A 23,404-nucleotide genomic window follows, 5' to 3' on the forward strand; every position below is an offset into this window, starting at 1 on the left:
ACCCGTCCGCGGCATGTGCCAACAACAGATCCACATCGGTGGTGGCGGCGACCCGCACATACCGACCTGCGATGGCGGGTGCGAAGCCCATGCTGATCAACAGTTCTCGCAGTCGGGTGGTTTTGTGGTCGGCGACGCCGAGCCGGTCCATCTCGCCGGTGAGGGTGGTGGCGTGATGATCAACCAGGTTCCGCAGCAAGAGGACTTGTTTCATCGCGCCGAAGGCTTGCGGCCCGGTCATCTCCGGATTCCATTGCACGTCGCTGAGTTGGGTGACGATCGCGGCGAAGACTGCTTCGGCGTCAAGAGCTTCGGTGGTGTCGATCATGGGCCCCTCCCCGGTGGCTGATCGGTGAGATGGCTCCATCGTACTCGAACATATGGATTAAGGCAAGGGTGTTCGACGAGTGTGTGGAGGGAAAGGTGCTTGTGGACAACGGGTTTCGGGGATGGGCTGGCTGAGGTTTTCTGTCGGTGGGGTGTGGTAGGGGTGCGGGCATCGCTGTCGATGCTCGATGTGGTTGGGAGGCTTGTTGTCTTGCCGGGTCTCGAGGCCCGGCGCCTGGGGCGCCGTGCACCTCGACCATCGGGGGAGGGTCTCGATCGTCGGGGGGAGGGTTGCGATCGTCGGGGTGTCGATCGTGGGGGGGGGGGTGTCGCGACCGTGGGGAGGTGGGTGTCGCGATCGTCGGGAGGTGGGTGGCGCGATCGTCGGGAGGAGGGAGGTGTGACCACCGGGGGAGGAGTTACGGGGTCAGCTCGAACCAGCCGGAGAGGGTTGCGGCGTCCGCGTCTGACGGCGTCGCCGGTGCCGATGGCCCGTCGAATGGTCCTTCGTCGTTGGGGGAGAAAGGATTTGCGGGTGATGCAGTGGCGTCGGGGCAGGTGAAGTGTCCGGCGGCAAGGGTGGATGACATGGCGGTCACGGCCAGCCGGCAGGTGGCTGAAGAGCTGTACACCCCGTGCACCGAAACTCCGACGAGAGAAGTGATCGGGCCGGTCAGCGGACCGGGAGCCGGCGTACCGGCGACCGGAGGTGGCCCGCCGCCGGTGAGATCGCCTGCAAGGAACTCCAACTGAGCACCATCGGTGCCTGGTCCGGAGAAGGTGAAGAGCAAAGAGTCCGGCGGCACCTCGGGGCTTGCGTTGCCCGACTTCGCAAACGAGTAGCAGCGTCCGGTGCCCCCGGACGGGCTGACCGCAACAAGCATGCGGCCCCGGGTGAATCGAAGATCGTAGGCGACGCGATCGATCGCACCCGTCGGCGGCGTCCGTGCGCACTCGCGCGGATCGAGCCGGAGCGACTCACGCTGCACCGACGACGCCGACATCCTGCTGGGAGGCGTCGCGGTGTCACACCCGCAGATCGTTGCGATGACGGCCAGCACGCAGAGTGCACCCCACCGACGAGAGGCGGTCACCGTGATCTGTCAATCAGCGGCTGCGACAAGCGGTTCCAGGAGGAGATCGGGGTGTTCCTTCTCGATGTACTGCAGGCGCCACTTGTCACTGAACAGTGCGAGGAGCACCCCGTCGCTGCTCCGGGTGAACACCTCGACGCCGCGCTGACGGTTGAGCTCGTCGGCGCTGTCGGCGTCGGTGCGTCGCGCCAGGGTGTAGCCGAGCGGTTCGATGACGGTGTCGACGTTGTACTCGGCCTTCATGCGGGCGGTGACGACCTCGAACTGCATCGGACCGACGGCGGCAAGAACCGGTGAGGCGTCGCCGCGCAACTCGTTGCGCAACACCTGCACGACGCCTTCACTGTCGAGCTGGTCCATACCCTTGCGGAACTGCTTGTACTTGTCGGCGGTGGTGGCACGCAACGACGAGAAGTGCTCGGGCGCAAACGAGGGGATGGGCGGGAACTGAATGCGCGGGTCGTCGTACAGTGTGTCGCCGGGCGCCAGCGCGGTCGCGTTGACCAGACCCACGACGTCTCCGGGGAAGGCGGTGTCGACGGTCGAGCGATCACGGCCGAAGACCGCCTGGGCGTACTTGGTGGCGAACGGTTTTCCGGTTTGCGCGTGCGTCACGACCATGCCGCGTTCGAATTCGCCGGACACGATCCGCATGAACGCCAATCGATCCCGGTGGCTCGAATCCATGCCGGCCTGCACCTTGAACACCACGGCGCTGAACGGATCGGTGGGCTCGCGGACCTCGCCGTCGATCCCGGCGCGTGCGACCGGCGACGGTGCGAGCTCGACGAGGGTCTCGAGTAGTTGGCGCACACCGAAATTCAGCATCGCCGAGGCGAAGATCATCGGCGAGGTCTGCCCACCGAGGAAGAGTTCCTGATCGTGATCCTGCCCCATCTCGGTGAGCAACTCACTCTCCTCGACGGCCTCGGTCCACGCCTGCTCCTCGCGCGCGCTCGCGGCGTCGGCATCCATCAGCTCCTCGGGAGCGATGGTGGCGCCACCGGCGGTGCGGGTGAAATGGATGTAGCGGCCCGTTCGGCGATCGAGCAATCCGCGGAAGTCGCCTGCGATGCCGACGGGAAAGAACAGCGGTGTCGGCAGCAGGCCGATGCGTTCACTGATCTCGTCGATCAGTTCCAGCGGCGTGCGCCCCGGCCGGTCCCACTTGTTGATGACGGTGATCACCGGGATGCCGCGATGACGACACACCTGGAAGAGCTTGAGGGTCTGCGGCTCGAGCCCCTTGGCGGCGTCGATGAGCATGACCGCCGCGTCAACCGCGGTCAGCACCCGATAGGTGTCCTCGGAGAAGTCGGCGTGACCGGGGGTGTCGACGAGGTTGATGACGGCGGGTTCGTCGTCGGGTTCGGCGGTGGCGGGCAGATAGTTGAACTGCAATGCGGTCGAGCTGACCGAGATGCCGCGCGCCTTCTCCATCTCCATCCAGTCCGACACCGTCGATTTGCGGCCGGCCTTGCCGTGGATGGCGCCGGCCTCGCTGATCATGCGGGCGTGCAGCGCCAGCGCCTCGGTCATGGTCGACTTACCGGCGTCCGGGTGGGAGATGATGGCGAAGGTACGACGCCGGCGGACCTCGTCGGCAACGGAAGAACTCACCTGTTGAGGCTATCGGGCCAGGCCGCGGCGTCCCAAACCCACGAGCCCGGACCGCTCGGCCGCCGCGATCCCTCGACCGCCTCGACTACTCGAACGGCACCGGCGGCATCTTGACGACCTGGGCCGCGTAGCTCAGGCCTGCGCCGAATCCGAGCAGCAGTGCGGTGTCGCCTGGTTTGGCCTTGCCGGTGGAGAGCAGATCCTCCATGGCGAGCGGGATCGACGCCGCCGAGGTGTTGCCGGTGTACTCGATGTCGTTGGCGACGACGGTGCGCTCGGGCAGGTGCAAGCTCTTGGCGAGCAGTTCGTTGATCCGCGAGTTCGCCTGATGCGGAACGAAGACGTCGAGGTCCTCGGTGCCGATCTTGGCGGCCTCGAGGGCGCGCTGGGCAGCCTTGCCCATCTCGAACGCGGCCCACCGGAAGACAGCGGTGCCCTGAAGTCGCACGTAGGGGCGCTGAACGCGGTCGCCGTCGAGGAAGGTGACCCAGTCGATGTCCTGCCGGATCGCGTCGTATTGCGAACCGTCGCTACCCCAGATGACCGGGCCGAGCTGCTGGTCCTCGGTCGGTCCGACGACCACGGCGCCGGCGCCGTCGCCAAAGATGAAGCAGTTGCCGCGGTCGGTCATGTCCAGCGTCACCGACAGCTGCTCGGCACCGATGACCAGCACGTGGGTCGCACTTCCGCCGCGCACCATGTCCGATGCCAGCGCCATCGCGTAGCCGAAACCGGCGCAGCCGACGGTGACGTCGAAGGCCGGGACACCGTTGCAGCCGAGCTCGGTGGCGACCTTGGTCGCGCCGGCCGGCGTCAGCAGCAGGTGGGTGTTGGTCGCGAGGATCACCGCGTCGATGTCGGACCCCGACAGCAGCGCGTTGGCGATCGCCGTGCGGCCGGCCGCGACCGACATCTGGGTGACGTCTTCGTCGCGCCGCGCGAATCGGCGGGTCTTGATGCCGGTGCGGGTGTAGATCCACTCGTCGGAGGAATCGATGTGCTCGCAGATCTCGTCGTTGGTCACGACGCGCTCGGGGCGGTACGCGCCGATTCCGAGCATTCCGATGTTGTTCACACCGGTCTTGTCGGCGATCACGGTCATAAGTGGGTTCCTTCCGCTATGCGACTCGCCATAGACCGTCTCACATGTCGCCGCTACTGGGAAGTAGACGTGTGGGGCCAGGTCGTCGGCCGCTCTTCTCACACGTTGCGGATTCACGGACGGTGGCTGTCCGCGATTCGGTGAATTCTCGTCGGTACGCGGGTCTGTACATGTGCGGGGCGTCGGAAATCCGACAGATCCACCGACAGCAGAGATGAAGGCCCCGAGAATGGTCACATCAGCCGAGGAGAGGGAAGCCATGATCCATGCACGAGGTCTCGTGCAGACCTTCCACACCGGACGCGGGAAACAGAAACGAGAGGTCCGCGCGGTCGACGGGGTCGACCTCGACATCGCCGAGGGTGAGGTCGTCGGCTTCCTCGGACCCAACGGTGCCGGCAAGACGACGACGCTGCGAATGCTGACCACGCTGCTGCGGCCCACCGCGGGCACCGCGACGGTCAACGGCTACGACGTGGTGCGCGACGCGGTGATGGTGCGGCGCAGCATCGGCTACGTGTCGCAGGCCGGCGGAACGTTCAGCCAGGCGCAGGCCGGGGATGAGGTCGTCGATCACGGCATGCTCTACGGCATGTCGCGCGCCGACGCCACCCGACGTGGCAAGGCGCTCTTCGAGCAGCTACAACTCGACGGACTCTGGGAACGCATGCCCAAGAACATGTCCGGTGGGCAAAAGCGACGCCTCGACATCGCCATGGGACTCGTTCACGACCCGACCCTGGTGTTCCTCGACGAGCCGACCACCGGCCTCGACCCGCAGGCCCGGGCCAACCTGTGGGAGCACATCCGGCGGCTGCGCACCGAACACGGGGCGACGATCTTCTTGACGACGCACTACCTCGACGAGGCCGACGAACTCTCCGATCGCATCCTCATCATCGACAACGGCCGGATCGTGGCGGCCGACACCGCCGACAACCTCAAGTCGCGGGTCTCCGGTGATCTCGTCGACCTCGAGATCTCCGACGCCGCCCAGGTGTCCACCGCGGCTGCCAAACTGGCGACCATCGCGGGCTCGGTGGAGACCCTCGACCGCCACGTTCGCGGTCGGGTGCAGCACGCCGGCCGTCACATCCCGTCGTTGCTCCGTGAATTGACCTCGGAATCCATCGAATTGGACTCCATCGAGATCATCCGACCAACCCTCGACGACGTCTTCCTCACCATGACCGGCAGATCGCTGCGCGACGCCGAAGCCGCGACGGAGAACGCCGCGGAGACCGAGATCGAGAACGAAGGAGTACTGCGATGACCTTTCTGCGCGAATCCCACATCGTCTTCCGCCGCCAGATCCGGATGAACCTGCGCAATCCCGCCTGGGTGGTCATCGGGGTCCTGCAGCCGGTGCTCTATCTCGTGCTGTTCGGACCGCTGCTCAAACCCTTGGTAGCCCAATTCCCCGGTGGCGCAGACAATCCCTACACCTTCCTGGTGCCCGGCCTGCTCGTGCAGCTCGGCATGTTCGGGGCGATGTTCGCCGGGTTCAGCCTCATCGGCGAATGGCGAGAAGGCGTCATCGAGGCCGAGCGGGTAACTCCGGCGAGCCGTACCGCGCTGCTCACCGGCCGGTTGATGCGCGACCTCCTGCAACTGTTCGTGCAGGCGCTGATCCTGGTGCTGCTCGGCTGGGCGATGGGGATGCGCGGTTCGGTGATCGGGGTGATCGTCGGCATCGTCATCACGCTGCTCATCGGCGGGGCCTGCGCGGCGGCGTCGAATGCGTTGGCGCTCACCACCAAGAGTGAAGACGTGATGGCGCCGGTGATCAACATGGTGTTGATGCCGGTGCTGCTGCTCTCGGGCATCCTGCTACCGATGACCCTCGGCCCGGCCTGGTTGCAGCGGCTCAGCGACTTCATGCCCTTCCGCTGGATCGTCGACGGCGTCCGCGACACCTTCGGCGGTGACATTGCGACGATGGCGGTGCTGTGGTCGGTGCTCGCCGCGGCGATTCTCGCGGCACTCGGGACCTGGTGGGGGACATCGGTGTTCCGGAAGGAGAATGCCTGACGAGAGGACCGGTCACGTTCCGTTCTGAAGGCTCGCGGGAGGTCTTGGGTCACGGGCCGATCGACGAGATGCCGTCGGAACCGCCTGTGCCGAAGACGTGGGAACCCGCGCTGCGCAGCGACTGTCCGTCGCTCTGCAACTGCCAGGCCTGTGCCCCGGTGGCGAGGTCGTAGGCAGTCAGGGTGGCTCCCCGACTCGTGATCAGACGTGTCCCGTCGGTGCTCAGGACGTCGGTCGTCGTCTGCGTCATACCGATCGTGATGGGCACCGAGCGGACTGCACCGGTCAACGGGTCGAACAATTGCACCGGGCCATCGGGATTCGGGTTGCCGTCGTTGGTGCTCGGTGCGGTCGACCCGCCACCTTGACGGAGGCGAAGGCCCAACAGATCACCGGCCATCACCGCCGACAGCTGGACCGCGTTGAACTCGGAACCGGTTCGGCGCCAGATGATATGGCCGGTCCTGGGATTGGCGGCCCCGACGATGTGCGAGGTCTTCCCGAGGTCGGCCGCGATGCGCCCCAGGATAGGGGCCGGCGGTGCGGGCGCACCGGTGTCGTCGTTCTGCGCCGCCGGTGCCCAACCCTGCAACGAACCCGTCTTGGTGCCGTCGAGCGAGTAGAAGTCGGTGCCGGTGCCCTGGGGATTGATCACGGCCACACCGCCCTGATAGACGGTGAACGGGACCGTGGGAAACCGGGGGATCGACGATCGGCTCAGCGAGACGATCTGTTTGCCGTCAGAAGCACGCAGCAGCGAGACCTCATCGGAATTGGGCGGCGGAGAGTCGGCTTGGACGATGATCGGCTGGTCGGCGGCGACGCCCGAACCCCGACCCGACCAGGTCACCGTGCCGTCGCTATCGGTGGCGATCATCGCTCCGGGCGAGGTCGACGAGCCATACGTCATCACGAATCGATCGCCGACGGCGTGCATACTTTGCACGCCGTTGGGCCCGGGCGGCAACGGGGTGTCGGCGATGCGCGCGCCGGTGCGCGCATCGAGCACTGTGAGGGTTTCCGACGGTGCGTCCTTGGTTGCTGTGGCACAGGCGATCCGGGTGTCGGTGGCCGCGCACAGGTCGACGAACCGGCCGGGCGGTAGCGCGTGAACGAATCGTGAGCGTCCGGTGGCGGCGTCGATCACCGTCACCGAGGGTGAGTACTCCCGACTTCCGAGCACCAGAGCGGTCGTGCTCGCGCCCCACCACCCGGGCAGCGCGGGTCCCGAGGACCATGTGATGGACGGTTCGGCGGGCATCGAGGCCACGTCGTTCGATGGTGGACGCGGGATGGACCCGATCTCCTCTGCGTGCACGGTATCGTCGCCGGAAGCGAGTGCGGCCGTGGCGGAGTCGCTGCCGCCGTCCGATCCGGCGACGACGATCACCGCCACGATTGCGATGACGACGACGAAGACCACCGACCCCAGTGCGACCCACAGCCAGGTTCGTCCCGAGGACCCGGTGGGCGTGGGGCCGCCGGGGGCCGGGGGCGCGGGCCACGGGTAGCCCGGTGCCTGATGTGTCGGTGCCTGATATGCCGATGCCGGGTATGCCGATGTCTGGTATCCCTGCGCCGGATGGCCTTGCGCCGCGTTACCGGGTCCCGCGTATCCCGGTCCCGGATATGGCTGCGGTGGATACCCGGGCTGCGGATATCCGGGTGCCGGTTGGTCGGTCGCCGGTTGGTCGGTCGCCGGTTGGTCGGTCGCCGGTTGGTCGGGCACAGCAGGGTGTTCCGGTGGGTCCACGGGCGTCGTCACGCCGAAGACCCTAGCCGATCGCACATCGCTCGTTGACTCCCGCTGGTCGATTCCCTTCTTGCGCGCCGAGTTCGTTGCGCGGGAGGGAAAACGACCAGCGTGAGCATCAACTCGGTGTCGACGGGAACCGCACCGACGCCGGCTGCGTCCAACCGTGCATGACTGCATATCCACATGACCGCTACGGGCTCATCCGTAGGGATGCCGCTCTGAGGCGCGGCATTTCGGACAGTTGCCGCGCCAACGACGTGAAAGCGGGCCAGTTGATTCACTCATTCCGGGCGTCAACGTCGAACCCGGTGCGGATTTCGACGGGCATGGCGGTGCCCAGAAGTTGCACCGGCTCAATCCGGGTCGCGTCCGGATCGACCTACGTCATCGATATCGATTGGGAGTGGCTGGTGGTCGGCGAGTTCGACGGCATGATCAAGTACGGTCGTCTGCGCAGGCCCGGTGAATCGATTGCCGATGCGGTGATCCGAGAGAAGTTGCGCGAGGACGAGATCCGCGACACCGGACCACGGGTCGTCCGCTGGACCTGGAACGACCTTGAAAGGGATGCGTTCATTCCCAGGTTGCATCGCAGACTCGCGCCTCTCGGCCTTGTCGCCGCGTGACTGCTCACGACATTTCCGCTAGTCGATTTCGTTCCCGCGCAACGAATTCGCCACGCGGGAACGAAACAGCTCAGCGGCAGGCCTCAGCCGAGGTCGTCGAAACTCGTGATCGCCGGCGCCGGTGGGAGAGTGACGATCGCGCCCGCGTAGGAGAGCCCCGCACCGAAACCGAGCAGCATCGCGGTCTGGCCGCCGCGGGCCTTGCCGGTCGCGAGCATCTCCTCCATGGCCAGCGGAATCGACGCCGCCGAGGTGTTGCCGGTGTTCTCGATGTCGTTGGCCATGGGGAGGTCGTCGGGGAATCCGAGGTTCTTCTTCATGAGCTCGTTGATGCGGGCGTTCGCCTGATGGGGGATGAACACCTCGATGTCCTCGATGCCCACCCCGGAGGTCTCGATGACCGCGGCCAACGCCTTGGGCAGGGTGATCGCCGCCCAGCGGAACACGCGCGGGCCCTGCATCGTCACGACCATCCGGCCGACGGGGTCGCTCTCCGGATCCTTGTGCTGGTACTCCTGCGCGCGGTCCATGTAGGCGGGGATGTCGTAGTTCTGCCCGATGGCCTCGGCGTTCTCGCCGTCGGAGCCCCACACGGTAGGGGAGATGCCGTTCTCCTCGCTCGGCCCGACGACGACGGCGCCGGCACCGTCGCCGAAGATGAAGGCGGTGTTGCGGTCGGTGGGTTCCATGACCACCGACATCGTCTCCACCCCGACCACCAGCACGTACCGCGCCGACCCGGCCCGCACCGTATCGGCCGCCACACCCAGCGCGTACCCGAACCCGCCGCAGCCGGCGGCGATGTCGTACGCGGGGATGCCGTTGAGGCCGATGTCGAAGGCGACGATGGGGCCGCCGTGCGGGATCTTGGTCTTCCAGCTGTTGGTCGCCAGGATCAGCGCACCGATCTCCTCCTTGGCCACCCCGGAGTTGCTGATCGCGCGTTCGGCGGCGGCCGCGGCCATCGAGCGGGCGCTCTCGTCGCCGCTGATCCAGCGGCGGTTACGAATACCGCTGCGCTCGTAGATCCATTCGTCGGTGCTGTCGAGGACCTCGCACACCTCGTCGTTGCTGACCAGCCGCCTCGGCCGGTACGCGCCGATGCCCAGCATCGCGACGTTACGGTGTCCGGTGTTCGCTGCGAGTTTCGCCACGTGTCGTTCCCTTCGGGTTGCGCCGGGAGAGATTCTATGTGCTTGCGCTCTCACGCCTTGGCGCCGACGCGGCGATCACCAGGCGTGCACGGTGTTCTGCGCTGCTTCCAGACCGGCAGTGAGCAACAGTTCGACGGCGTCGGCGCCGTGTTCGATCAGCAGATCGACCTCGGCACGTGCGGCCGAGGGGAACGGTTTCAGCACGAAGTCGGCCGGATCCTGCCGACCCGGTGGCCGCCCGATGCCCAGCCGGACCCGCAGGTAGTCGCGGGTGCCGACGGACTGGCTCACCGAGCGCAGCCCGTTGTGACCGCCTTCGCCGCCGCCGCGTTTGAGCCGCACCAGACCGAAGTCGATGTCGAGTTCGTCGTGCAGCACGATCAGGTCGTCCGGTGTGACCGAATAGAACTTGGCCAGCGGCCCGATCTGACGACCGACGGTGTTCATGTAGGTCCGCGCCTTGGCCACCAACACCGAACCGCCGGCGAGCGGTATCGATGCGACCTCGGCGCCGGAGCGCTTGTGCACCGAATACCGCCCACCGGCGGAGGTGACCAGATGATCGGCGACCATGGCGCCGATGTTATGGCGTGTCTTCTCGTACTTCGGACCCGGATTACCCAGTCCGACGATGAGTTTCACGTGTCAGGGTCACTCGGACTCGTCGTCGGATTCCTCGCTGGGCACCTCGGCGCCGGCGTCGACGGCCTCGGCCTCGAGGTCGGCGGCGCTCGGGGCCTCGTTCACGGCGACGATGAGGGTCTCCGGATCGGTGACCAGCGTGACGCGCTCGGGCAGCGTGAGATCCGAGGCGTGGATCGCGATGCCGGCTTCCTTGCCCTCGACGTCGACGACGATCTGCTCGGGGATCGAGAGCACGTCGGCCTCGATCTCGATGGTGTTGGCGTCCTGGGTGACCAGGGTGCCGGGAGCGGCGTCACCCTCGACGACGATGTTGACCTCGACGCTGACCTTCTCGCCGCGCTTGATGACGAGCAGGTCGGCGTGCTCGATGTAGTTGCGGATCGGGTGGACGTCGACCTGCTTGGTCAGGGCGAGCTGCTTGGTGCCCTCGATGTCGAGATCGATGACGGCGTTGATGCCGTTGTTGCGCAGGATCGCGGCGAAGTCGCGGGCCGGGAGGTTCAGGTGCTGCGGGTCAGAGCCGTGGCCGTAGAGCACAGCGGGCACCTGGCCCTCGCGGCGGGCACGACGTGCGGCGCCCTTGCCCTTGGCGGTGCGGGTGGTGACGGTCAGAGCGTTGGCTTGAGTGGCCATGAGACGTTCTCCTCGGGTGGCGGGACCGGTCGGCCGGTCGTCGGTGGTGCTTCCCGGCGCGACGGCGCCCAACACCACGGCCCCGTCGGTGCGCACGAGGGCACCGGAGAAGACGTGCGATGGTCGCGCCGATAACGGTGATCACTCACCCTCGCCGAGACAACCCGAACAGACTAGCCGATGAGCTGCGCCGATGTCATATCGCGTCGCAAGGGCCCGCCCGGCGCGATCGGCTGTGCCCGTCACCGGTGCCGGGCATACTGGCGGCCATGACCTCACGCACCCCGATCGACATCGTCACCGGCTTCCTCGACGGGCTCGCGCGTGGTGACAGCGCCGCCGCCTGCCTCGATCTCGCCGACACCGTCGTCTATACGAACGTGTCGCTGGCGACCATTCGCGGGCGCAGACCGGTCACCAAGATCTTTGGCTCGATGGATTCCTCGCCGGTCTCCTTCGACTACCGGATGGTCAACGTGTCCTCCGACGACACCGTCGTGCTGACCGAACGTGTCGACCAGATCAGTGTCGGCCGATTGCACGTGCAGTTCTGGGTGTGCGGGCGGTTCGAGGTGGTCGACGGTCAGATCACGCTGTGGCGGGATTACTTCGACTACTTCGACATCACCAAGGCGTTTCTGCGCGGAGTGGTCGGGGTGCTCGTCCCGGCGGCTGTGCGTCCGCTGAACGGTCGATCGAAGGTCGGACGCGCCCTCGCCGAGTGATGGTGTGAGCGCCTAGCATTGCTGCCCATGAGCTACCAGCAACCACCCGCCTACGGTTTCGGACAACCGGCGGGCGGCATGTTCTACGTCAACGTCCTCGGCCAGGAGCACGGGCCGCTCGGTATCACCGATCTGCAGCACATGGCGCTCTCGGGTCAGCTCAAGAGCAGCACCTACATCCGCGCCGCCGAGGCGCCCAACCCGTTCCCGGCCGGACAGATCCCCGGGTTGTTCTCCGACAAGAGCAAGCTCACCGCAGGGTTGTTGCAGATCTTCCTGGGCAGTTTCGGCGTGGGTCGCTTCTACACCGGTCACGTCGGCATCGCGATCGCGCAGATCGCAGTGACGTGGCTGACCTGCGGTCTCGGTGCGATCTGGCCGCTGATCGATGGCATCATGATGCTCGTCGGCAAGGTGACCGACTCCGACGGCCGGCCGCTGGCCGACTGATCGCCCCGCCTCACCAGCACCGCCTCACCAGGACATGACATGACCGCGCACACCGACACCCGCACCCCGAGACTCGCGGCGAGTGAGATCGCCGCCGTCGTGGGGGTCGCCGGTGTCGGTGTGGCGTGCGCGTTGAGCCCCGCGGGAATCGAACACGGGCCGATCCTGTGTCCGTTCCGGCTGGTCACCGGATTGCCCTGCCCCGGATGCGGTTTGACGCGGTCCTGGGTCTACGGCGTGCACGGCGACTGGTCGCAATCCTTTGCCGCGCACCCGTTCGGGCTGCCGATGATCGCCGCGATCGTCGCGCTCGCGATCACCGTGGTGATCGCTCGGGTGACCCGCCGCCGACCACCTCGGCTGGAGCGGCTGCTGTGGAATCCGGTGGCCAAGGTGGTCGTTGCGGCGTGGCTGATCTTCTCGGTGGTGCGGATCCTCCTGGTCATCTGAAGCGTGGCTGGGCCGGCAGCGCGTGTGCTCAGTCGAGCACCAGCTCGGGGGAGTACATGTCGATCCAGTGATACAGGTCGAGCACCCGATCCATCTGGTTGCGCAGCCCCGTGTCGCAGGTTGCCGCATCGGCGGCGATCATCGATGACACCGCGGCGCGGTCGACCAGCGCGAACACCTCATGATCGCGCTCGCCGATCATGTCGGTGAGCTGATCCTGCAGCGTTTGGGTGTACTTGGTGTCCTGCGTTGACGGATAGGGACTCTTGGTGCGGTCGATCACCGACTGCGGCAACACATGTGACGTCGCGTGGCGCAGTAGGCTCTTCTCCCGGCCGTCGAAGGTCTTCATCGACCACGGGGTGTTGTAGACGTACTCGACGAGCCGGTGGTCGCAGAATGGGACGCGGACCTCGAGCCCCACGGCCATCGACGCACGATCCTTGCGGTCCAACAGCATTCGGACGAATCGCGTCAGGTGGAGATGACTGAACCGGCGCATCCGCCGTTCGTCGTCGGATTCACCGTCGACGACGGGGATGGTGGCGAGCGCACTGGCATACTGGTCGGCGATGTAGTTCTCGACGTCGAGACGCCGCTGAAGATCGCCGGAGAGCATCGCGTGGCGATCGCGCGTCATCGCCGAGGAGAAGGCCAGCCACGGGAAAGTGTCTGCGGCGCGGGCGTTCTCGTCGAAGAACCAGCGGTACCCGCCGAACACCTCGTCGGCCGACTCGCCCGACAGGGCGACCGTCGACTCCGAGCGGATCGCGCGGAACAGCAGGTAGAGCGAGGTGTCCATGTCGCCGAGCCCGGCGGGGATGTCGCGGGCGCCGATCACCGCACGCCGGACCTCCGGGTCGGTGAGGTCGGCCGGGTTCAACACGACGTCGCGGTGCATCGATCCGACATGCGCGGCGACGTCGCGCACGAACGGCGAGTCCGGGGTGTCGCGCATCTCGTCCGGGGTGAAGTTCTCTTCCTGTTCGGCGAAGTCCACCGAATAGCTGTGCACGCGTTGGCCTTCGGAGCCCAGACGAGCGGCGGCCAAACCGGTCAGTGCGCTGGAGTCCAGGCCGCCGGAGAGCAGTACGCAGCGCGGGACGTCGGCGACGAGCTGTCGATCGACGATGTCGGTGAGCAACTCGCGAACCGTCGCGACCGACGTCTCGAGGTCGTCGTCGTGGCCGTGCGCGGGCAACGACCAGTAGGTGCGGGTGCGCAGGCCGTCACGCCCGACGGTGACGATGGTGCCCGGCTCCACCTCGGAGATGTTGCGCCACAACGACCATCCGGGTGCCTTGGTCATCGCGAACAGTTCCCGCAGGCCGTCGAGATCGACGGTGTGGGGGACCAGCGGGTTGGCGAGGATGGCCTTGGGTTCGGAGCCGAACACGACGCCGTCGTTGGTGCGGGAGAAGTAGAAGGGCTTGATGCCCAGGCGATCACGCACCATGGTCAGTTCCTCGGTCCGCCCGTCCCAGATGGCGAAGGCATACATACCGTTGAGGCGATCGGCCACCTCGGCGCCCCACTGCACGAAGCCCCGCAACACCACCTCGGTGTCCGAGTCGGTGACGAATTCGTGTCCGAGGGAGCGCAATTCGGTGCGAAGCTCACGAAAATTGTAGGTCTCACCGCTGTAGACGATCGCCACGGTGCCCGCCGGGGTCTGCACCGTCATCGGCTGATGGCCAAGGGGGAGGTCGATGATGGCCAGGCGTCGGTGTCCCAGCCCGACGTGCGGCTCGAGATACGTGCCGACGTCGTCGGGGCCACGGAGCGCCATCGTCGAGGTCATCGCTTCGACGACGTGGCCCTCGCGCCGTAGATCGTGGTCGAATCCCACCCATCCGGTGATACCGCACATAGAAAGCACCTCTCGATTTTCATTAGTGAAACTAACTATCTTCGTAAACCCGTTGTAACACGAGGTTCCGAAGACGTCGAGAAGGCGTGGTGAGATGTCGGTGTTGCCGGATATGCCCGACGGCTCAGAGGATTTCGTCGATCGTGTCGAGGGGGCGGGCGAGACGGGTGCCCTTGTCGGTGACGACGAACGGCCGCTCGACGAGGATCGGGTGTTCGACCATCGCGTCGAGCACCTCGGACTCCGACGCCGAGGCGAGATCGAGGTCCTTGTAGAGCGATTCACGCTTGCGTGCCGCCTGGTGTGCGGTCAGGCCTGCGTCGGCGAAGAGTGTCTCGAGTTGGGCCCGCGTGTACGGCTCGTCGAGGTACTTGACGACGGTCGGCTCGATGCCGGCCTCACGGAGCTTGTCCAGGGCCTTGCGGGACGTCGAGCAGCGTGGATTGTGGTAGATCGTCGCGTTCACCCGACCCACCATATTCCAGCGCGCCGGCTCGTCCGGGCAGCCGTACGGTCAGCGCCAGGGCGACCGTCGCGCACAGAGCGCCGACGACGATCGGGGCCAGCACGCCCGCCCTGTCGATCGCCTGCGCGCCGACGAGCGCACCCACGCCGATGGCCAGGTTGAAGGCTGTCGAATACACCGTGGTCGCGGCCTCGCGGTGGGCGGGCGCGGTCCGTAGCACGGTCGTCTGCAACCCGATGGGGATGGCGGCGTAGCCGACGGCCCACACCATCAGCGCCACCAGGGCAAGGGGCGTGATGGTGGTGGTCACCGCCACCAGCCACAGTGCCACCGCGAGAACCCCGATCACCGCCGCGAGGCCCGCGCGTGCGGAGGTGAGGCGGGTGAGCAGGGCTCCGGCGGCGAAGTTGCCGGCGACGCCCGCAGCCCCCATCACCAGGAGCACGGCACTGACCAGGTCGACGTCGATACCGATGCCGTCGACGATCAGCGGTGTCACGTAGGTGTAGGCGGCATACGCCCCGGTGATCACGACGGCGGTGATGACGACCGTGACCCGCAGGTCGCGGTTGCGCAGCATCGACGGCAACCGTCGCAACGCGACCCCGCCGGCCGGCCGGGTCGGCCCGAGCAGCACTGCGAGTGCCACGAGGGTCAGCACCGACAACCCGGCCAGCGCCCAGAAGGCGGCCCGCCAGCCGAGTTGCTGGCCGGCCAGGGTGCCCAACGGCACGCCCAGCACCGAGGCGATCGACACCCCGGAGAAGGTGATCGTGGTGGCGCGCACCGCATATCGCGGGGGCACGAGCAGCAGGGTGGTCGGCGCCACGATCGTCCACAACAGCCCGAGGGCGCCGCCGATCAGCACCCGCACGACGATGAGCGTCGCGAAACCCGGGGCCATCGCGGTGAGCGCGTTGCCCAGGGTGAAGACCGTCATCACCGCGATCAGCAGGAGTCGCCGATCCACCCGCCGGGTCGTCGTCGACAACGTGGGCGCAGCGATCGCAGCGACAAAAGCGACCGCGGTGACCACCAAGCCGACCGAACCGTCGGAGACCCCGAGATCGGCGGCCATCGACTGCAACAGGCCGATCGGCATGATCTCGGTGGTCGTGACGGTGAACACGCCCAGGCCGAGTGCGCCGACAGCGGCCCAGGTGCGGGCGCTGACGCGGTCGGTCACGGGCGCTCCTGTCTCGCGGTTTGGGCGGGGAGGGGTGACACGACTGCGGGCCGCCTCGACCATCATGATCGTGGCGGCCCGCAGTCGCAGGACGAAGGCGCGGTGCCGGCGCTACCGGTCAGGCAATGCCGTCGAAAAGGCTTGTCACCGAACCATTTTCGAAAACCTCGCGGATGGTCTGGGCCAGCAGCGGGGCGATCGAGAGCACGGTGAGCTGTTCGAAGTGCTTCTCGGGCGGGATCGGCAGGGTGTCGGTGGCGATGACCTCGGTCGCCCCGCAGTTGGCGAGGCGCTCGGCGGCCGGGTCGGAGAACACGGCGTGTGTGGTGGCGATGACGACGTCGCCGGCACCGGCGTCCTTGAGCTTGCTGACGGCGCCGGCGATCGTGCCGCCGGTGTCGATCATGTCGTCGATCAGCACACAGGTGCGGCCCTCGACCTCGCCGACAACACGGTGTGCGACAACCTGATTGGCGACCATCGGGTCGCGGGTCTTGTGGATGAACGCCACCGGGGCGCCACCGAGGGCGTCGGCCCACTTCTCGGCCACCCGCACGCGACCGGAGTCGGGGGAGACGATGGCGATGTTGTCGGTGCCGTACTTCTCGCGGACGTACTCCGAGAGCTGCCCGAGGGCGTGCATGTGATCGACCGGCCCGTCGAAGAAGCCCTGGATCTGATCGGTGTGCAGGTCGACGGTGATGATGCGGTCGGCGCCCGCGGTCTTCATCAGGTCGGCGATCAGGCGAGCCGAGATGGGTTCGCGGCCACGGTGCTTCTTGTCCTGACGGGCATACGGATAGAACGGCAGGATCACGCTGATCCGCTTGGCCGATCCGCGCTTGAGGGCGTCGATCATGATGAGCGCTTCCATCACCCACTCGTTGAGCGGGGCCGGGCAGCTCTGCAGCACGAAGGCATCCGACCCGCGCACCGACTCCTCGAAGCGCACGAACAACTCGCCGTTGGCGAAGTTGCGTGCGGTCTGCGGCGTCAGCTTGATGCCGAGTTCGTCGGCAACGGCCTGCGCGAGCTCGGGGTGCGCACGCCCCGCGAACAGCATCAGGTTCTTCTGGTTGTCGGTCGTCCAGGTCATGGAAACTCTTCTACTCGGGGCTGGTGGTCGGGACTCGATGGTGTTCTGTCGGGTGGTCTGAGCCGCAGGCAATGTCGCCTACGGGCGCATGGCCTCGCCGGTGGTGGTCTCGTCGATGGTGGGTGCCGAGGGCGTCTCGGCGGCCGCGCGAGCGGCCTGCGCGGCGGCCGTGTCCGGCCGCTTGCGGACCACCCAGTCCTCGATGTTGCGTTGTGCGCCTGCCGAGACCGCGAGGGCGCCGGGCGGGACATCGTCGCGCACGACGGTACCCGCACCGGTGTACGCGCCGTCACCGATCTGTACAGGTGCGACGAACATATTGTCAGAACCGGTCCGGCAGTTCGAACCGATCACCGTTTGATGCTTGTTCACCCCGTCGTAATTGACGAAGACGCTCGAGGCGCCGATGTTGGAGTCGTCGCCGATTCGCGCGTCCCCGACGTAGGTGAGGTGGGGGATCTTGCTGCCCGCACCGATGACCGCGTTCTTGGTCTCGACGAAGGTGCCGATCTTGCCGCCGACCCCGAGGACCGTGCCCGGCCGCAGGTAGGCGAAGGGGCCGACCAGCGCGTTGTCGCCGATGGCCGCGCTGCTGCCGTGGGTGCGGATGACCTGCGCACCGCGTCCGACGACGACGTCGGTGAGCGTGCAGTCCGGTCCGATGACGGCGTCCTCGCCGATCGTGGTCGCGCCGTGCAGTTGGGTTCCCGGCTCGATCCGCACGTCTTCGGCGATCGTGACGTCGACGTCGATCCACGTGGTCGCCGGGTCGACGACGCTCACCCCGGCGAGCTGATGCCGACGCACGATCCGCCGGTTCAGTTCGGCTGCCAGCTCGGCGAGCTGGGCGCGGTCGTTGCAACCGGCGACGAGCATCGGATCGTCAACAGTGAAGCCGTGCACCGACTTTCCGGATTCACGGGCGATCTCGACGACGTCGGTGAGGTAGTACTCGCCCTGGGCGTTGTGGGTGGAGAGCCCGCCGAGCGCGGTGCGCAGCGCGGTCGCGTCGAAGGCGTAGACCCCGGAATTGACCTCGGTGATCGCCAACTGTTCGGGGGAGGCGTCCTTGTGTTCGACGATCGCGTGGACCCCGCCGTCGTCGTCGCGGACGATGCGTCCGTAGCCGGTCGGGTCGCCGGCGTGGAACCCGGTGACCGTGACCGCGGCGCCACCGTCGGCGGAATGGGTCTCGACGAGGGCACGCAGCGTCGGCCCGTCGAGCAGGGGTACGTCGGCGGCGGTGACCACGACGGTGCCGGTGAAGTCGTCGGGCAGCGCTTGAAGGCCGGCCCGGGCGGCGTCGCCGGTGCCGAGCGGTTGGTCCTGGACGGCGACCGAGACCGGGACGCCGAGCGACTGCGAGATGGATTCCACCGCCGTGGTCACCCGCTCACGTTCGTGTCCGACGACGGCGATGACGTGCGCGGCGCCGAGGTCGGCGGCCGCGTGCAGGGCGTGCCCGAGCAGGCTGCGACCGGCGATGGTGTGCAGGATCTTCGGGGTCTTGGACCGCATACGGGTACCGGCACCGGCGGCGAGGACGATGACGGCGGTCGTCGTGGGGGACGTCTGTGTCATGTCGACCTCCGATGGAGCTGGTCTGTGGGTGGGTTGGCGTCGGGCGGGAGTCGCGCGTCGAGACGATCCGGCGCCGGCCCCGCCGCACGGCAACGGCCCGATAGTACTGACCGGTTCGCGGCCGCCGACCGGCGTCCCCGGCAGGAATGCTGCCTGATAGAACCAAAGGGACCCACATCACACCCGATGATCAGCAATGAAGGGAAGCCGATGAGCACCCAGAAGACAGCAATCGTGACCGGTTCGGCACGCGGGATCGGTGCAGCCGTCGCCAAGCGACTGGCCGCCGACGGACTGGCCGTGGCGGTCCTCGACCTCGACGAGGCGAACTGCGCCGACACCGTCAACGCCATCACCGAAGCCGGTGGCAAGGCCATCGCCGTCGGTGCGAACGTGGCCGACGAGGCGTCGGTTGCCGCGGCGGTCGACAAGGTCGTCGCCGAATTGGGCGCCCCGACCGTCGTCGTCAACAACGCCGGCGTGCTCCGCGACAACCTGCTGTTCAAGATGAGTGTCGACGACTGGGACACCGTGCTGGCCGTTCACCTGCGCGGTGCGTTCAACGTCACCAAGGCCGCCCAGAAGTACATGGTCGACGCCGGCTGGGGTCGCATCGTGAACCTGTCGAGCACCTCGGCGCTCGGCAACCGCGGCCAGGCCAACTACTCGGCGGCCAAGGCGGGCATGCAGGGCTTCACCAAGACCCTCGCGATCGAGCTCGGCAAGTTCGGCGTCACCGCCAACGCCATTGCGCCGGGCTTCATCGAGACCGACATGACCGCTGCCACCGCGGCCCGCGTCGGCATGGACTTCGAGGAGTTCAAGAAGCTCAGCGCCTCCCAGATCCCGGTCAACCGCACCGGTGTGCCCGAGGACATCGCCCACACCGCGTCGTTCTTCGTCAGCGAAGGCGCCGGATTCGTCTCCGGTCAGGTCATCTACGTCGCCGGCGGCCCCAAGGACTGACCTCCGAGCCTCCCGCCGCTCCGTTTCCTTCCCGCGCGTCGACCTGATCGAGCGGGAGGGAAACGGACTAGCGGGAATCGATGCGGACCCACGCGCCGCCCTGTGGCACAATCAGGTCCGCGTTATTCCCCCATGGTGTAATCGGCAACACTTCTGATTTTGGTTCAGGCATTCCAGGTTCGAGTCCTGGTGGGGGAGCCCTTCACCGCCGACAGCGCTCTCTATTCCGCCCACCGCGCCCTGCCCCGCGCCGACAGCGCCCACCACTTCGCCGACAGCGCCGAAATCCGCCGTCGTTCGCTCATCGACAGATGTCGGTCGGCGAGGTGTTGCTAGCGATCTTGAGCTTGCGATAGGCCCGAACGCCGTCGCATTTGCCGAGGTCGGAGGCGACCAGTGTGTATCGCGAGCCGGGGCCGGTCGTGGAGCAACCGACGCCCGTGCCGAAGTGCATCCAAATATGCTGTCACGAAAGCATTTTGATGGCCTTCACCAACATCCGCGACGATGGATCCACCTCGTACTCTGCCGCCACCGGCGATTGACCATGACCCTAGCGGTCCGCCGCCTCGGGTCCGTGTGGTCCCCATCCGTCGCCGCCGGCGCGGGCGGTCCTGACCGCGGATACCCACGCGTCGGCGTCAACGAGCATCAGCTGGGCGTGGAGATCGCCGTGCTGGCGCGGAAAGCCCGGTGGCTGAGTGCCTCTCCGGCGCTCGGGTGCTGCTTCGGCGACGATGTGATCGAGGATGGCATCGCGCTGACCCGAATACGGCTCGGTTGGATAAACGCCGAGCTCGTGATCGCCGTGCGCCCGAGCGACCGTTGATTGAAGAACTCGGTCCGCTCGGAGTCGGAGAACCTCCGCAATCGTCATCGGCCACCACTCGATGCGTTCCAACTCTTCAAGCAGGGTCGCAGCGTCCGAGAACTCGGAGGACGCGTCCGGCTTCTGGGCGATCGCCTCGCCGTAGTCGACTCGCCAACCGGCGGCGGTTGTGGTGATCCGAGTCGGGCTCAGCCACGGAGTGTGGCGTGGTCCGAACATCTGAGGTCGCAGCTGCATGAACTCACTGCCCCAGTCCGGTAGGCCACCGTATCCGACGGGCGCAGTCGGTGGCCAGAACCACTCCAAGGGTTCGTTGTCGCCTACATCCAGGTCTGTGACAGCCCACCCTCGCGACCACACTTCTGCTGCCACGTTCTGCTTGAGCAACCGATACCCGTCGCGAATGAACCGGATCTCGTCGTCGGCGGATGACACGCATTCAGGGTAGCGAGACAGGACCCGGTGGGCAGCGAGCCAAGTCGTGCGAGTGATGCACCTTCTTTGATCTGCTGCGCCTCATCCACAACCCAAGGTCGGTGAATGCTGAAACCGTTGACAATCTCTACGGATATGGATTACCGTGTGCTCCACGTCACCAACTATCTACATACATAGATAGTTCGCACCCGCGATGCAGCCCATCGCACGAAGGACACGCCATGACCGATCTCGGCCCCGCGGGAGCCACCGCGAAGAACATGCAGTTTCCACTCAACGCCTGGTACGCAGCCGCCTGGGATCACGAGGTCGGCTCGACGCAGATCCTGGCCCGCACGATCGCGGGCAAACCGTTGGCGCTCTACCGCACGGATTCCGGACGCCCCGTCGCGTTGGCCGATGCGTGTTGGCACCGCCTGGCGCCGCTGTCGATGGGTAAACGGATCGGAGCCGAAGAGATCCGATGCCCGTATCACGGACTGCAGTACAACGCCGCCGGTCGCTGCACGCGGATGCCCGCCCAGGAGACCATCAATCCGTCGGCGATGGTCGCGTCGTATCCGATCGAGGAGCGCCACCGGTACCTGTGGGTGTGGCCCGGTGACCCGACCCTGGCCGACCCGTCGACGATCCCGGACATGTTCCAGATGGATTCGCCGGAGTGGGCCGGCGACGGTCTGACCATCGACGTACGAGCCAATTACCAACTCGTGGTGGACAATCTGATGGATCTCACGCACGAGGAGTTCGTCCACTCGTCCTCGATCGGGCAGGATGAACTCAGCGAATCCGAGTTCATCACCACCCACGACGAGAACACGGTCACCGTGACCCGGTGGATGCACAACATCGACGCCCCGCCGTTCTGGCTGAAGAACATGCGCGACAAGTTCCCCGGATTCACCGGCAAGGTCGATCGTTGGCAGATCATCGAATTCCAGGCGCCGGGCACGATCCGCATCGACGTCGGAGTCGCCAAGGCGGGCACCGGGGCTCCGGAAGGTGATCGCAGTCAGGGCGTCAACGGATTCGTCATGAACACCATCAGCCCGGTCGACGAGCGGAGGGCGATCTACTTCTGGGCCTTCATGCGCAACTACCGCCTCGACAGCCAGCTCATCACCACCCAACTACGCGACGGCGTGCACGGTGTCTTCGGCGAGGACGAGGAGATGCTCACCGCGCAACAGGCGGCCATCGAGGCCAACCCCGACCACGAGTTCTACAACCTCAACATCGACGCGGGCGGGATGTGGGCGCGTCGCATCGTTGCCCGGATGATCGAGCAGGAACGCAGCGCCATCACCAACATCGATGCGCTCACCGCCACCGCGGGGCCACGACGATGACGGACAACCAGATCGAATGGCTGCGCGGCCGAGTGGTGGCGAACGTTCCTGCGGCCGAAGGTATTGCGCGAATCGAGATTGCCACCGACCGGCCACATCACGCGCCGCCGGGGGCGCACCTCGACATCCGGCTGCCCGACAACGACACCCGCTCCTACTCGATCGTGCACGGCTCGCCCGACGGAACATCGGTGACGCTCGGCGTCCGGCGGTCACCGACCTCACGTGGCGGCTCGCAGTACATGCACGGCCTACGTGCCGGCGACGAGGTCGACATCACCGCACCCCTGCAGAACTTTCCGCTGCGCGTCGGCGCGCAACGTTATGTGCTCCTCGCCGGCGGCATCGGGATCACCGCGATGGCGGGGATGGCCGCGGTACTGGCCCGACTCGGCGCCGAATACGAGATCCATTACGTCGGCCGAAGTCGCCGGGTGATGGCTTTTCTCGACGAGCTACAGGTGCTCCACGGCGATCGGATCACGGTGTACGCCAACGACGAAGGCGCTCACCTCGACGTCGCCGACATCGTCGACGATCTCGACGAGAGCGCCGAACTCTACATGTGCGGACCCATTCGACTCATGGACGACACCCGCCGCCGTTGGCTCGCCCGCCGACTCCCACCGGCGAACCTGCGGTACGAAACCTTCGGCAACAGTGGCTGGTTCGATCCCGAACCCTTCGAGGTCGCCATCCCGAGCCTCGACTTCCGCACCACCGTCGGTACCTCCGAGACCATCCTCGGTGCCCTCGAGCGCGCCGGACTCGACGTCATGTCGGACTGCCGACGCGGCGAATGCGGCCTGTGCGAGTTATCGGTTGTCGAGGTGTCCGGCCGGATCGACCACCGCGACGTCTTCTACAGCGAGAAGCAGAAGACCGACGCAAAACGATTGTGCGCATGTGTATCCCGGGTCGTAGGTGGCGGATCGACGCCGATCCTCACCCTCGAGAAACCCTGACGCCAGGGCCTGGAACCCTTTTCGCCCACCACGACCGATGGAGAA

The 23,404-nt window shown here is 66.6% G+C and carries 22 protein-coding genes, 1 tRNA gene and 1 pseudogene; 10 read left to right on the top strand and 14 right to left on the bottom strand.

Going from position 1 to position 23,404, the window contains the following annotated elements:
* The 4 genes and pseudogenes from GOPIP_RS16310 to GOPIP_RS16330 form a co-directional block, all read right to left on the bottom strand.
* Window positions 1–328 (bottom strand): annotated as a pseudogene (locus GOPIP_RS16310) (HNH endonuclease); the annotation flags it as partial.
* 418 nt (window positions 329–746) lie between these two features.
* Window positions 747–1,421 (bottom strand): hypothetical protein, encoded by a 675-nt coding sequence (locus GOPIP_RS16320; RefSeq protein WP_035728228.1) that lies wholly within the window; start codon window positions 1,419–1,421, stop codon window positions 747–749.
* A gap of 9 nt (window positions 1,422–1,430) precedes the next feature.
* On the bottom strand, window positions 1,431–3,041 hold the full coding sequence (locus GOPIP_RS16325) for a peptide chain release factor 3 (protein WP_006370841.1): 1,611 nt from the start codon (window positions 3,039–3,041) through the stop codon (window positions 1,431–1,433).
* A gap of 85 nt (window positions 3,042–3,126) precedes the next feature.
* Window positions 3,127–4,143, bottom strand: a complete 1,017-nt coding sequence (locus tag GOPIP_RS16330; RefSeq protein WP_014359290.1) for a beta-ketoacyl-ACP synthase III — start codon at window positions 4,141–4,143, stop codon at window positions 3,127–3,129.
* 259 nt (window positions 4,144–4,402) lie between these two features.
* Here GOPIP_RS16330 and GOPIP_RS16335 point away from each other — a divergent pair, with 259 nt between their 5' ends.
* Together GOPIP_RS16335 and GOPIP_RS16340 are read left to right on the top strand one after the other, a co-directional pair.
* Window positions 4,403–5,416, top strand: coding sequence for a daunorubicin resistance protein DrrA family ABC transporter ATP-binding protein (locus tag GOPIP_RS16335; protein WP_006370843.1), 1,014 nt, complete (start codon window positions 4,403–4,405; stop codon window positions 5,414–5,416).
* The gene (locus GOPIP_RS16340; protein ID WP_006370844.1) at window positions 5,413–6,174 is read left to right on the top strand and encodes an ABC transporter permease; all 762 of its coding nucleotides are present in this window, start codon (window positions 5,413–5,415) and stop codon (window positions 6,172–6,174) included. The genes GOPIP_RS16335 and GOPIP_RS16340 overlap by 4 nt, the downstream gene beginning before the upstream one ends.
* A 49-nt stretch (window positions 6,175–6,223) precedes the next feature.
* Here GOPIP_RS16340 and GOPIP_RS29710 read toward each other — a convergent pair whose 3' ends face one another.
* The gene (locus GOPIP_RS29710; RefSeq protein ID WP_280110122.1) at window positions 6,224–7,939 is read right to left on the bottom strand and encodes a PQQ-binding-like beta-propeller repeat protein; all 1,716 of its coding nucleotides are present in this window, start codon (window positions 7,937–7,939) and stop codon (window positions 6,224–6,226) included.
* A 248-nt stretch (window positions 7,940–8,187) separates the two neighbouring features.
* Between GOPIP_RS29710 and GOPIP_RS16350 the strand changes: the two genes are divergently transcribed.
* Window positions 8,188–8,556 carry a hypothetical protein gene (locus GOPIP_RS16350; RefSeq protein ID WP_244421164.1) on the top strand — a complete coding sequence of 123 codons (369 nt, stop codon included), beginning with the start codon at window positions 8,188–8,190 and terminating at the stop codon, window positions 8,554–8,556.
* An 83-nt stretch (window positions 8,557–8,639) separates the two neighbouring features.
* Here the strand turns inward: GOPIP_RS16350 and GOPIP_RS16355 are convergent, their stop codons facing one another.
* From GOPIP_RS16355 to GOPIP_RS16365, 3 genes are all read right to left on the bottom strand, one after another.
* The gene (locus tag GOPIP_RS16355; RefSeq protein WP_006370847.1) at window positions 8,640–9,710 is read right to left on the bottom strand and encodes a beta-ketoacyl-ACP synthase 3; all 1,071 of its coding nucleotides are present in this window, start codon (window positions 9,708–9,710) and stop codon (window positions 8,640–8,642) included.
* A 75-nt stretch (window positions 9,711–9,785) separates the two neighbouring features.
* Window positions 9,786–10,352 (bottom strand): aminoacyl-tRNA hydrolase, encoded by a 567-nt coding sequence (gene pth / locus GOPIP_RS16360; RefSeq protein ID WP_006370848.1) that lies wholly within the window; start codon window positions 10,350–10,352, stop codon window positions 9,786–9,788.
* A 9-nt stretch (window positions 10,353–10,361) separates the two neighbouring features.
* Window positions 10,362–10,988, bottom strand: a complete 627-nt coding sequence (locus GOPIP_RS16365) for a 50S ribosomal protein L25/general stress protein Ctc (protein WP_035728247.1) — start codon at window positions 10,986–10,988, stop codon at window positions 10,362–10,364.
* Between the two features lie 269 nt (window positions 10,989–11,257).
* Here GOPIP_RS16365 and GOPIP_RS16370 point away from each other — a divergent pair, with 269 nt between their 5' ends.
* Genes GOPIP_RS16370 through GOPIP_RS16380 form a run of 3 tightly spaced genes read left to right on the top strand, consistent with a single transcriptional unit; the run spans window position 11,258 to window position 12,613 of the window.
* Window positions 11,258–11,713, top strand: coding sequence for a limonene-1,2-epoxide hydrolase family protein (locus GOPIP_RS16370; RefSeq protein WP_006370850.1), 456 nt, complete (start codon window positions 11,258–11,260; stop codon window positions 11,711–11,713).
* A 27-nt stretch (window positions 11,714–11,740) separates the two neighbouring features.
* Window positions 11,741–12,163: a TM2 domain-containing protein gene (locus GOPIP_RS16375; RefSeq protein WP_006370851.1), complete on the top strand. Its 423-nt coding sequence runs from the start codon at window positions 11,741–11,743 to the stop codon at window positions 12,161–12,163.
* 39 nt (window positions 12,164–12,202) lie between these two features.
* On the top strand, window positions 12,203–12,613 hold the full coding sequence (locus GOPIP_RS16380; RefSeq protein WP_006370852.1) for a DUF2752 domain-containing protein: 411 nt from the start codon (window positions 12,203–12,205) through the stop codon (window positions 12,611–12,613).
* Window positions 12,614–12,641: 28 nt separating this feature from the next.
* On the opposite strand, the gene asnB is transcribed toward GOPIP_RS16380, so the two are convergent.
* The 5 genes from asnB to glmU form a co-directional block, all read right to left on the bottom strand.
* Window positions 12,642–14,483: an asparagine synthase (glutamine-hydrolyzing) gene (gene asnB / locus GOPIP_RS16385; protein ID WP_006370853.1), complete on the bottom strand. Its 1,842-nt coding sequence runs from the start codon at window positions 14,481–14,483 to the stop codon at window positions 12,642–12,644.
* A 124-nt stretch (window positions 14,484–14,607) separates the two neighbouring features.
* A complete protein-coding gene (gene arsC, locus GOPIP_RS16390) occupies window positions 14,608–14,949 on the bottom strand; it encodes an arsenate reductase (glutaredoxin) (RefSeq protein ID WP_035728230.1) in 342 nt (113 codons plus the stop codon).
* On the bottom strand, window positions 14,882–16,135 hold the full coding sequence (locus GOPIP_RS16395; RefSeq protein ID WP_006370855.1) for an MFS transporter: 1,254 nt from the start codon (window positions 16,133–16,135) through the stop codon (window positions 14,882–14,884). The genes arsC and GOPIP_RS16395 overlap by 68 nt, the downstream gene beginning before the upstream one ends.
* Window positions 16,136–16,253: 118 nt before the next feature.
* A complete protein-coding gene (locus tag GOPIP_RS16400) occupies window positions 16,254–17,231 on the bottom strand; it encodes a ribose-phosphate diphosphokinase (protein ID WP_006370856.1) in 978 nt (325 codons plus the stop codon).
* Between the two features lie 78 nt (window positions 17,232–17,309).
* On the bottom strand, window positions 17,310–18,812 hold the full coding sequence (glmU, locus tag GOPIP_RS16405) for a bifunctional UDP-N-acetylglucosamine diphosphorylase/glucosamine-1-phosphate N-acetyltransferase GlmU (RefSeq protein WP_006370857.1): 1,503 nt from the start codon (window positions 18,810–18,812) through the stop codon (window positions 17,310–17,312).
* Between the two features lie 210 nt (window positions 18,813–19,022).
* On the opposite strand from glmU, the gene GOPIP_RS16410 reads away from it, so the two are divergent.
* Both GOPIP_RS16410 and GOPIP_RS16415 read left to right on the top strand, forming a co-directional pair.
* Complete coding sequence (locus tag GOPIP_RS16410) at window positions 19,023–19,778, top strand: SDR family oxidoreductase (protein ID WP_006370858.1); 756 nt, start codon at window positions 19,023–19,025, stop codon at window positions 19,776–19,778.
* Window positions 19,779–19,904: 126 nt separating this feature from the next.
* A tRNA-Gln gene (locus GOPIP_RS16415) sits at window positions 19,905–19,976 on the top strand.
* A 355-nt stretch (window positions 19,977–20,331) separates the two neighbouring features.
* On the opposite strand, the gene GOPIP_RS16420 is transcribed toward GOPIP_RS16415, so the two are convergent.
* Entirely contained in the window at window positions 20,332–21,042 is a 711-nt protein-coding gene (locus GOPIP_RS16420; protein ID WP_006370860.1) for a hypothetical protein, read from the bottom strand.
* Window positions 21,043–21,266: 224 nt separating this feature from the next.
* On the opposite strand from GOPIP_RS16420, the gene GOPIP_RS16425 reads away from it, so the two are divergent.
* Window positions 21,267–22,394 (top strand): aromatic ring-hydroxylating dioxygenase subunit alpha, encoded by a 1,128-nt coding sequence (locus GOPIP_RS16425; protein WP_006370861.1) that lies wholly within the window; start codon window positions 21,267–21,269, stop codon window positions 22,392–22,394.
* Window positions 22,391–23,359: a PDR/VanB family oxidoreductase gene (locus GOPIP_RS16430; protein WP_006370862.1), complete on the top strand. Its 969-nt coding sequence runs from the start codon at window positions 22,391–22,393 to the stop codon at window positions 23,357–23,359. Before GOPIP_RS16425 ends, GOPIP_RS16430 begins: the two co-directional genes overlap by 4 nt.
* Window positions 23,360–23,404: the final 45 nt, after the last annotated feature.

The organism is Gordonia polyisoprenivorans NBRC 16320 = JCM 10675 (assembly GCF_000241325.1).
Lineage (GTDB): Bacteria > Actinomycetota > Actinomycetes > Mycobacteriales > Mycobacteriaceae > Gordonia > Gordonia polyisoprenivorans.